The following is a 10,987-nucleotide window of genomic DNA, read 5'->3' as shown; positions in this document are numbered from 1 at the left end:
CGCTCAAATTCCATAAATAACAAAAGAGCTTTCTCCGAAGAGAAAGCTCTAAATAGAACCACGTTGTTAATCAACACTGTTTGACAAAGAACCGCAAAAACAAAGTGCTATCTGCGGATTCGCTCGCAGTAACGCATACTCACGCACCCGAAAGTAGCCCCGAGTTCCATCAATGTAATTGCCCGTAAACAGCAAAAAAGCAGGACAATTGTCCTGCTCTTTTCACTTATGCCTCTGGATTGTTATCGTCATCATCGTGCTTTGGCTCTACATCAGACTGCTCTTCAGACTTGGCTTCTGCCTTATCTTCATCCGACTTCTGTGGTGCCTCCGCAGCATGATCAGCATCCGTAGCAGTATCACTTGGTTGACTGTCATCACCCGCGTGCTTTTCTGCTTCCTTCTGCTCAAGGGCAGCCTTTGCTTCTTCAAAGGTTGCGGCCTTTTCGCTTGGGAACTGGCTCCCCTTCTTTTCTGGCATTTTGCCATCGTTGAACAAACTGAGAATTTGTTCTTCGTTCAGGGTTTCGTACTTAAGCAGTGCTTCCGCAATCAGCTTGTGCTGTTCACGGTGCGCTTGGATAATGTCATAAGCCTGCTTGTGCGCAGCATCGATGATTTCACGAACCTCATCATCGATGGCCGTTGCGGTAGCCTGTGAGTAACCAGCACCTTGACCATACTGTGCACCAATGAATGGCTGGCCGCCCTCACGTTCAAGAGTAACCGTACCTAAACGCTTGCTCATCCCGTAAGTTGTGACCATGCCCCGAGCAATCTGTGTTGCCTGCTCAAAGTCATTTGACGCACCAGTGCTTTCCTGGTTGAAGACAATTTCTTCAGCCGTCCGGCCACCAAGTAACCCAACGATTTGTTCGTTCAATTCCTTCTTGCTCATCAGGAATTGATCATTCTTAGGTAGCATGATGGCGTAACCGCCAGCACGCCCACGTGGAATAATGGTTACCTTACGAACAACACGGGAATCAGAGAGGACAAGCCCAATAAGTGCGTGCCCCGCTTCGTGGAACGCAACGGTCCGGCGTTCCTTCTCCGTGATGACACGGTCCTTCTTGGCTGGACCCGCAATGACACGGTCTTCAGCTTCATCAAGGTCACTTGCGTCGATTGCCTTCTTGTTCCGACGTGCAGCAACAAGGGCAGCTTCGTTCAGCAGGTTTTCGAGGTCAGCACCCACAAACCCTGGGGTCTGCTTAGCAATCGTCTTCAAATCGACGTCATCGGCAAACGGCTTGTTCTTCGCGTGCACCTTCAGAATTGCTTCACGGCCCTTAACGTCAGGCTGACCAACCAGAATCTTCCGGTCGAAACGGCCAGGACGGAGAAGCGCTGGGTCCAAGACATCTGAACGGTTGGTTGCAGCCATCACGATAACACCCTCGTTACCGGTAAACCCGTCCATTTCGACAAGCAACTGGTTCAGAGTTTGTTCACGTTCATCATGGCCGCCACCCATACCGGTACCACGCTGACGACCAACCGCATCAATTTCATCGATGAAGATAATCGCTGGTGCCTTCTTCTTTGCTTCCTCGAACAGGTCACGGACACGTGATGCCCCGACCCCGACGAACATTTCAACGAAGTCTGACCCAGAAATGGAGAAGAATGGTACACCGGCTTCACCGGCAACCGCCTTGGCAAGCAGCGTCTTACCAGTACCAGGAGGGCCCTCCAGAAGCACACCGGATGGTATCCGGGCGCCCAAACTGGAAAACTTCCGTGGATCCTTCAAGAACTCAACAACTTCAACAAGTTCTTGTTTTTCCTCTTCAGCACCAGCGACGTCGGAGAAGCGAACCTTGTTTTGGCTCTTGTCCGCCTGCTTGGCGCGTGACTTACCGAAACTCATCATCCGGTTGCCACCGCCACCTTGGCCGCTCTGATTCATCATCATATAGAAGACGACCAGGATGAGCAGCATTGGCACAACGCTGAGCAGAATACTAATCCAAGTTCCAGACTGGGATTCCGCCAAAGTTTCGTTCTTAACGTCGTTTTTAGCCGCTAAATTCTGTACTTTCGCAATTGAGCTGTCCGTGCCAGGCACAATCGTGGTGAACTGGGTCACCTTGCTTGTGGACTGGTTATTGAACAGACCCATGCCGCCATTGGTAGTCTTCTTTGCTTTCTGTGCCTTCCGGTATTCCCCGGTGACCTTGTAGATACTGCCGTCCGGCTGGATGGAAAATTCTTTAACGTCGTTCTGCTTTAAATCAGCAATAAACTCACTTGACTTAATCTGCTCTGACGCGCTGCCTGAATCGCCGCGCATAAAGTATCCAAATCCCGCAACAAGCAGGATAAAGATGAATAAGTAGGTGAGAGTGCTGCTGAACAAGCTGGTTTTGTTGTTCTTCATGCATAACCTCCAGCACTCAGCAATGATTAATTAGTTACTATCCAAAGATACCACAATAAGCAGGTTTTTGGGGTATTAGTTAGCATATACTTCAGGTTTTAATATCCCGATGTAAGGTAAATTACGGTACTTGCCCGCGTAATCAAGTCCGTACCCAACGATAAATTCGTCGGGTACGGTTTCGCCGACGTAATCAGCCGCGACAAATTCTTGCCGACGACTAGGTTTGTTGAACAGGGCGACAACCTTAACGGACTTGGCCCCGCGATGGCTAAACAGTCCCATCAGCGACTTCAAGGTTGCGCCGGTGTCAATGATGTCTTCCACCAAAACGACATCCCGGTCACGAACGCTCGTGTCGACGTCCTTGATGATTCGCACTTCACCAGTGGACTTGGTCCCCCCATAGTAGCTGGAAACGTCCATAAAATCTAGCTCAACGTAATCATCAATATCGCGGACAAAATCGGTCATGAACACGACGGCACCCTTGAGAATACAAATCATTAGGGGATTTTTCCCCCGGTAATCTTGCTCAACCTGCTTTGCAAGCCGCCGAACAATCGCCTTCACTTCATCTTCGGAGTACAAAACCTTTAAAATATCTTCCTGCATTGTTATGCCCTTTCCGCTTTTAACGCAGCACCAATAATGTCTTGATTTTATCAGTTTGTTGGACGCGCCACAATTGATTCCCGGACTTTGTTCCAACCCACAGAATTTGCGCGCCACTTGCCGCGACTAATACCTCTTTGCGCTCGTCTTGCGGGAGGTGCATGTTGATGAACCACCGTCTAAGTAATTGGTGGTGACCATCAGTTAGCGTGAGGTAATCACCCGGCTGGCGATGTCTGACCGTAACGGGCACAGACGCCACTTCAGTTAACACGTGCTCGCCTGCTTTCGGCTTATCCGTCAAGCAAATCTGTAAATCACCAACTCGGCCGACCGCGCCGACGCAATCAAATGTGACCGCCTCATCATTTCGCGGCCGATGCACGGCTGGGACCAAGGCAATATGCAAATCACGAACATCCAATTCTGTTTCTGCGTTGATGCGGACACGCCGCGTTCGCCCATCGCACGCCTCCAGCGCCATTAAGATGGCTTGGACCTGCTTGGCCGATACATCGGGAATCATGCGGCGCAGGGCTGCGCTCAACACCAATGTTTGGACGGCGTGAGAACTAGTATGCACTTGCCTCCAGTCAATCTCATCCGACTTTGGTCCGAGAAGGCTGAGAAAATGACGAATTGTCACATCCGCTAGCTCAACCAATCCGGCTTGTTCCGTCGCAAAAAGTGCAATGTGCTCATCTGCCCGTGCATCTTCTTGCCTAAGCATCGGCAAAACGCGATGCCGCAAGTAGTTACGACTATAGTGGACGTCACTATTACTTGCATCCTCGCTGTAAGGCAAATTCGTATAATCGGCGTATGCCTTTAGTTCGGCCTTGGTGACGGAGAGCAGCGGCCGCACTAGCCGCAAACCGTGAAAATCACGCTCGGCCAAAATGCCGCGAACACTATGGGCATCCCCGCTGCGCAACATCCGAAACAACACCGTCTCCACCTGATCATCGCGGTGGTGCGCCGTCATCACAACGGCACATTGTTGCTGCATCGCTACGTCCGCAAAACATTGGTAGCGAAACTCCCGCGCACTAGCCTCAATCCCCGCATCTGGATGCTGGGCAACCGGCCAGTGCCGCACAACCAGTTCCACCCGATGGCTAGCACAATAGTCACGCACCGCCGCCTCTTCAGCAGCAGACTCTACGCGAAGTTCGTGGTTAATGTGCACGGCAACCAATTGTAATTGAAGTTCCTCACGCACACGCACCAGCAGGTCCAGCAGCGCTAACGAATCAGCACCACCAGAAACGGCAACCAAAATTTTAGTTCCCGGCTTAATTGCATTTTGTGCTAGCAGCTTCGTCATTTTCTTTGGACTTAAAATCAGGGCCACCTCCTGTTACCTTTAATAAAAGCCCCAAACCCAATCGCATGGGTTTGGGGCTTTGTCTTGCTTACTAGCTGCGCCGGCCGCCGCGGCCGCCGCGCTTACCTTCAGTGTTGTGCCGAATCGTCGAAAGACGCTGTTCGCTGTCCTTCAGGAAACCGGAAAGGAGTGAGTCAAAATCATCGCCCTTAGGTTCATCCTTACCACCGAATTCCCGCCGTCCTGCTGGCCTCTTGCCCTGCATTGGACGGCCTTCACGATTGTCGTGGCCATGATCCCCGTTTTGCGGACGACCACCAACACGCGGGCCCCCATGTTGCTGGGGCCGGTCGCTGTGTGGGCGACTGCCATGGGCGCCACCCTGCGTACCTTCATCGCTGGCTTTGCGGATGGATAAACCAATTTTTCCGTCCTTGATGGACATCACCTTAACGGTCACCTCGTCACCGACCGTCAGGACATCGTGAATATCCTTGACGAATTCATTCGAAACTTCGGAAATGTGCACCAACCCCGTTTGGCCTGCACCCAAATCGACGAACGCGCCAAAATTCGTGATTCCCGTAACTTTCCCGGTAACCTTTGCCCCAACTGCTACTGACATATACGAACAAGTCCTCCTTGATGATGGTGGAACATCAACTGATGCTCCCGCAACCGTTACTTGGTGATACTAATTCCACCAATGCGGTTTGCCTTTGCCGGTAAGGTGAAAATCACCTCGCCGGACTTCGAGACGTAATACTTCGAGCGCACTAATTTCTCCAGGTATGCTTCGTTGTTCAACTGGTCAACCTGAACCTTTAGTGCCTTTTTTTGTTTCTGTGCCTTGCTTAAGTGCTTTTGTGCACTGCGGATATTATCATTAGCGGTTTCCCGTTCTGCATTAATCGCGTGCAACCGAACAAAGCCAATAACAAAAACAGCAAGGAGCAACGCACCGAGCACAACCAATCGACGTTTGTGCACGCGTTTGCGCCGCGAAGCATTCGCCGCTTTGGCGTCCGCTAGCGATTTTGCGCGCGTGAACGAATTATCAATCTGGCTAATTGGTGCCTTGCTCATCTCAACCGCTCCTTTGCTATTTTTGGGTGACCATAGCAAGATAACCACAGTCACCCAGTGTATCTAGTTCTACTGCAAAGTATACCAAGAACTCCGCGTCAGGTATAGCTTATTCAGCGCTTTTATCTGTGGATTCCAGAACAGTATACATTGATTCTGCAGCATCTTTTTTCGTAGTTTCAACCAGTTCGTCAACCTGGACGGTAAGCGTCCGGTTACCAAAACCAATAACCAGCTTGTCACCAACGGACAAATCCGTGCTGGACTTCGCTACCCGACCGTTAACCTGAATGCGACCCTTGTCCGCAATCTCCTTCGCCACTGTCCGGCGTTTAATAATTCGGGATACCTTTAAAAATTTATCTAATCGCATTTCTTATTCCTTTCGTTTGTGCCGGTTAAATCGGCGCATCAACTGGCTACCACCTGGCAGCATAATCATTTCGCGCAACGTGAGCAGCCGTAATTTGTAGCCAGCCACCAGTGCGACAACCAGGCACGCCACCCCAGTAACCGCGGCGGCAAACAGCGCCCCACTGCGACTCGTCTGGCCAATTAGCGTGCCGCAAACCCAGCCGGTCGCTAGCACTGCTAGCCCTAAGCCAACAAGGTGGGCCATAAACCTATTATGCCAGATTGCGCGCCGAATTACCGGCGCCATTGCCGCGTAAATAATCATGAGCGTAACAACTAACGCAATACACGTAGCAAGTGCGCTCCCACTGGTACCAAATTTTGCCGTCAACTTCGTGGTAATCATCATCTTCACCACCACGCCCGCAACCAGCGCAATCGTCGTGGTCCGAAACTGATCTTGGCTCTGCAAAAGACTTGCCTCCGCGTTAATCGCGGCAACGAGCGCAACACTAATGACATATATTGTGAGGGTGCCCGTTCCCTGGCGGTCGCCGAACAGCAGCTGATTTGCAAATGGCATTAGGGCCATGAGCCCCGTGGTGGCCAGCACGGCACTGGCAATTGCCAAATGCAACATCATTACGGCCGTTCGGTTGTAAAATTCATCTGCTTGTTTGTGTTTAGCAACCGTTAGTGCCGGGAGCAAACTTTGTGACAACGCCGTGGCGACGACCAATCCGAGTTGAACTAACGGCTGGCCGCGATCGTAAACACCCTTCAAATCCCGCGCAACCGCAGCCGTTAGCCCAGATAATTGGAGTCCCTTGGTCACCGTAAAGCTGTCAACAAGCTGCAGCAAGATCATCAGCGCCGAAAACAGCACCAGCGCCCCGCCCTCACTGAAAAAGTTGCGGCTGTACCTGCCCCAGCCTTCATCAGGTGCTTCTTGGGTTAACAGCCGACCGTCCAAGCTACGCCTAAAGTGCGGCATCAACATCGCCGCGGCGGCAGTGCCGCCAAATAATGCGCCACTCATCGCGATGGCACCAATCAGATAAACCGACCAGTGCAACGCGGTCCCCACCACCGCCGCCGCGATAATAATCGCAACACGCGTTATCTGTTCAACCACCTGGCTCGTCGCTGTGGCCACCATGTTGTTTTCGCCCTGAAAATATCCGCGGGCGGTTGCGACAAAGGGAACAATCAGGTACAACCACGAAACGGTGCGAATGAGGGGTGTGAGCCGTGTATCCGCCATCCCCCGCGCGATTTGGGGAGCAAACAGAAACAACACGGCAAACAGCAGCGCGCCAAGCCCAAACATCAGGACTAATGCCCGCCTAGCCGCCAATTTTTTGCCTGCCTGGTTGCTCGCACTGGCCACCCGTTTTGAGATGTAAACCGGCCCGCCAGAAAGGGCGAGCACCACGGCCAGCCCGTACAACGGGTAAACCTGCTGGTAAACGTAAAAGCCAGTGTTACCGACAAGGTTCTGAAACGGGATGCGGTAAACCGCACTTAACACTTTAGTGATGAGCGCGCCCAGCGAGAGAATCCACGCACCGCGCATCAGGCTCTGTAAATGGTTTTGGCGCATGAATTCACCCCTTTTCACGTTGTTTACTTTCTATAGTAAGTTTAGCCTATTCGTGGTCCGAAAATTGTTAGCTTTAAGTTAACTATTTTGCGGGCTTTGACTGCAAATTAGCAAGCGCCTCAATGAATCGTTGCAGCTGATCCAGCCACGTGAATTCCGCCATTTGTTTTTCAATCAGCAAGGAGACCACCAGGTGATCTTCATTTGTCGTCACGGTTGCCCGCAGCTTGGTCTTGCTTAGCGCCTCGAAGATTGGTTCTCCGGCTGCCGTGCGCGTTGCCCGCTTGCTCAGCCGAACAATCAGCTTGCGGTCATTACGCTTGATTGAATCAATGAGTGCCGTGTCCGCAAACCGCTTTATCTTCGCCACGGTCAGCAGCGTTGCCACCGTCTCTGGGTAATCACCGAAGCGATCAATCAAGTCATCCTGGAGCTCAACTTCTTGCTCGTCGTTTTCGATTTGCCGGACACGCTTATAAAGCTCCACTTTTTGCCGCGGATCGCTGATGTAGTCCGTTGGCAGGTATGCCTCAACATCGAGGCTGACTTCAGCATCGGTCTTGATTGTGGATTTTTGACCCTGACGCTTCGCAACTGCCTCTTGCAGCATCTGCGTGTACAGGTCGTACCCAACGGAATCGATAAATCCATGCTGCTGGGCGCCCAGCAGGTTCCCGGCACCGCGAATGGACAAATCCCGCATCGCAATCTTGAAGCCACTCCCAAGTTCCGTGAAGTCGCGAATGGCCTCCAGCCGCTTCTCCGCAACCTCCGTCAAGACCTTCCCCGGTCGGTACATGAAGTAGGCAAACGCCAACCGGCTAGAACGTCCAACCCGGCCGCGCAGTTGGTACAGCTGGGATAATCCGTAACGGTCAGCATCCTCAATGATTAAGGTATTAACGTTTGGCATGTCCACACCCGTCTCGATGATGGTCGTTGTCACCAGAACGTCAGCTTCACCGTGCAGAAAGTCGCTAATTACTGTTTCCAGTTGAACTTCATTCATCTGTCCGTGCGCGTACACAACTCGTGCTTCCGGGACGAGTTGTTCCAAATTGGCCACCGTGCGCTGAATATCCTCAACGCGGTTATGCAAGTAGAAGATTTGCCCGCCGCGATCCAATTCGCGCTGAATTGCCGAGCGAACCGCCAAGGCATTTTGCTCCATGACAAACGTCTGAATGGGGTATCGGTTGGTCGGTGGTGTCTCAATGACGGACAGGTCACGCACGCCGAGCATCGACATGTTGAGTGTGCGCGGAATTGGGGTGGCCGTGAGCGTTAAGACGTCAACGTTCTTACGCAGCTGCTTAATCCGCTCTTTGTGCTTCACGCCGAAACGCTGCTCCTCGTCAATAATCAGTAGGCCCAAATCATTGTAGGCAACGTCCTTGCTGAGAAGCCGGTGCGTCCCCACCACGATGTCGACCTGCCCATTTTTCAGTCCGTTAATGACTTCCTTGTTCTGGCTTGCCGTTTGGAACCGCGATAGCATCCCCACCGTCACCGGAAAATCGCCAAACCGGTTCTGCATGGTTTCGTAATGCTGCTGGGCCAAAATTGTGGTTGGCACCAGAATTGCAACTTGCTTACCCGCATCCACAGCCTTAAACGCGGCGCGGAGGGCGACTTCCGTTTTACCGAAGCCAACATCACCAACCAGGAGGCGGTCCATCGGGCGGTCGCGTTCCATGTCGCGCTTGATTTCCTTCACGCTGCGAATCTGGTCCGGGGTTTCCGGGTACGGAAACTCCGCTTCAAACTCGCGCTGCAGTGAATCATCTTCGGGAAACGCAAACCCCTTCTCCGCTTCACGCGCGGCGTACAGGTCAATCAAATCATCCGCAATGTCTTCAATCTTAGCTGCAACGCGCCGCTTGGTCTTCTGCCACTCGCTGCCACCAAGTTTGTTGATGGTTGGCTTTTTGCCCTCAGAGGCGACGTATTTTTGAACCAGATTCAGCTGCGTCACCGGAATGAACAGCTGGCCATTGTCCTTGTACTCAACCGTGATGTAATCCTGGTGCACACCGTCCACTTCGAGGGTTTGGATGCCGCGGTAAACACCAATCCCGTGATTAACGTGGACAACGTAATCCCCAACGTGCAGCTCGTTGTAGCTCTTCAGTCGCTCGGCGTTGGCCAGCGTCTGGTGGCGGACTTTGTGGGCCTTGCGTGCGTTAAATAAGTCGTGTTCCGTTAGCACAACCAACTTTGCTTCCGGTAGTTCAAACCCAGAAGCCAAATTCCCGTGCACAATCTGAAACTGACCCGGAACCACATCGTTATCCGTGCTCAATTGGGCGTTGATTTCAAAATCGCGGAAGGTGGACTGCACTTTTGGTTCACGCACCGTTTCCTGAATCAGGACGACAACGGTCTGCCCCTGCTTCGCCCACCTGTCAGCCTCAACCTTCAGCATCGGCATCTGGCTGAAGAACTGCTGCACCGACCGTGCCTGAATATTCGTCAAACTAGCGAGGCGCAAGTTACCCATGCCCTTTTGGAACACGGCCAGGAACATGTGGGCGTGCTTGTCACCCCGTTCAATCTCCTGAATTGGCCGCATTGGTGGCTGCAGTGCCACCCTGGGATTGGCGGCGGAACTGGCAAACTCCTGCATGGCCCCCGCGTCGCTATCAAGTGTCCGTACGTAATCATCAAAGACGACCACCGCCTGCTTGGGCAAGTATGCCATGAGTGTCGTCTGGTCTGGGTATAACGCGCCCGTCCACGCGGCAATATCTGACGGCACAATGCCCTCATCCAGCTCCGCGCTAATCCGCGCTGCTCCCTGGGCGAAGGATTTGACCACTTCTTCTTGCTCCTGCCCGCTCGCACTGGCACTTGCCTTTTTGGCGGTAGCACGAATGCGGACGGCCGCATCACGCATCGCTTGCGGACTGGCCAGTAAGTCATTGGCCGGTGTGATTGTCACTGCGTCAATGTTTTCCAGGCTGCGCTGGGTATCCGCGTCAAACTGCCGAATCGAGTCAACTTCTGTGTCAAAGAGTTCGATGCGCACGGGTTGGTCCGCGTCTAGGGGATAAATATCAATAATCCCACCACGAATGGCAAACATCCCTGGCGCGTTCACTAAATTATCACGCCGATACCCCATCGTCACCAGCTTGTCCGCGACTTCCGCCGGCACAATTTCGGTGGTTGCATCAACCTTCAGCTGCGCGTTCTGCCAAGTTTTTACAGTCGGCAACAGGCGCCGCAAGCCCGCGGTACTGGTCACCACCACCCCAGGGATATCCTGCATTAGGAAGTTCAGCGCGCTAATCCGGTCACTACGCGCATCAAGTGAGGTCACGGCCGCTTCAACCGTCAGCACATCCTCAACGGCGTACGCAAAAACAGACGAAAGTGGCAGCACATTCGCCAGGTCAGCAACCAACCCGTCCGCATGGTTGCGGTCATTTTCGACCACCAGGATGGGATGTTGCACCTTGGAGACGGCTGCCGCAATCATCATCGTCTTGGCCGACCCAGTTAACCCCGTAACAAGGTGCCTGCCTGCATGCAGTTGGGGCCAGAGCTTACTTAGTTCCGGCAATTCCGCAAAAGTACTGACTAAATCCATTTTTTATCCCCTAAAAGGCCCAGAACA

8 protein-coding genes are annotated in these 10,987 nt (G+C 52.7%); all 8 read right to left on the bottom strand.

What is annotated here, in order from left to right:
- Positions 1-226: 226 nt before the first annotated feature.
- Positions 227-2,383, bottom strand: a complete 2,157-nt coding sequence (gene ftsH, locus EKN00_RS09835; RefSeq protein WP_127850071.1) for an ATP-dependent zinc metalloprotease FtsH — start codon at positions 2,381-2,383, stop codon at positions 227-229.
- Positions 2,384-2,458: 75 nt separating this feature from the next.
- Complete coding sequence (gene hpt, locus EKN00_RS09830; protein WP_127850070.1) at positions 2,459-2,998, bottom strand: hypoxanthine phosphoribosyltransferase; 540 nt, start codon at positions 2,996-2,998, stop codon at positions 2,459-2,461.
- A gap of 19 nt (positions 2,999-3,017) precedes the next feature.
- The gene (gene tilS, locus EKN00_RS09825) at positions 3,018-4,325 is read right to left on the bottom strand and encodes a tRNA lysidine(34) synthetase TilS (RefSeq protein ID WP_127850069.1); all 1,308 of its coding nucleotides are present in this window, start codon (positions 4,323-4,325) and stop codon (positions 3,018-3,020) included.
- 91 nt (positions 4,326-4,416) lie between these two features.
- Entirely contained in the window at positions 4,417-4,950 is a 534-nt protein-coding gene (locus EKN00_RS09820; protein WP_127850068.1) for a S1 domain-containing RNA-binding protein, read from the bottom strand.
- A gap of 56 nt (positions 4,951-5,006) precedes the next feature.
- Positions 5,007-5,411 carry a septum formation initiator family protein gene (locus tag EKN00_RS09815; RefSeq protein WP_127850067.1) on the bottom strand — a complete coding sequence of 135 codons (405 nt, stop codon included), beginning with the start codon at positions 5,409-5,411 and terminating at the stop codon, positions 5,007-5,009.
- A 109-nt stretch (positions 5,412-5,520) separates the two neighbouring features.
- Complete coding sequence (locus tag EKN00_RS09810; RefSeq protein ID WP_127850066.1) at positions 5,521-5,784, bottom strand: RNA-binding S4 domain-containing protein; 264 nt, start codon at positions 5,782-5,784, stop codon at positions 5,521-5,523.
- 3 nt (positions 5,785-5,787) lie between these two features.
- Positions 5,788-7,368, bottom strand: a complete 1,581-nt coding sequence (locus tag EKN00_RS09805; RefSeq protein WP_127850065.1) for a putative polysaccharide biosynthesis protein — start codon at positions 7,366-7,368, stop codon at positions 5,788-5,790.
- Positions 7,369-7,450: 82 nt separating this feature from the next.
- Entirely contained in the window at positions 7,451-10,960 is a 3,510-nt protein-coding gene (mfd, locus tag EKN00_RS09800) for a transcription-repair coupling factor (RefSeq protein ID WP_127850064.1), read from the bottom strand.
- Between the last annotated feature and the right edge of the window lie 27 nt (positions 10,961-10,987).

It is taken from the genome of Lacticaseibacillus hulanensis (genome assembly GCF_004010095.1).
Classification (GTDB): Bacteria; Bacillota; Bacilli; order Lactobacillales; family Lactobacillaceae; genus Lacticaseibacillus; species Lacticaseibacillus hulanensis.
This window is presented reverse-complemented; position numbering and strand designations above follow the sequence as displayed.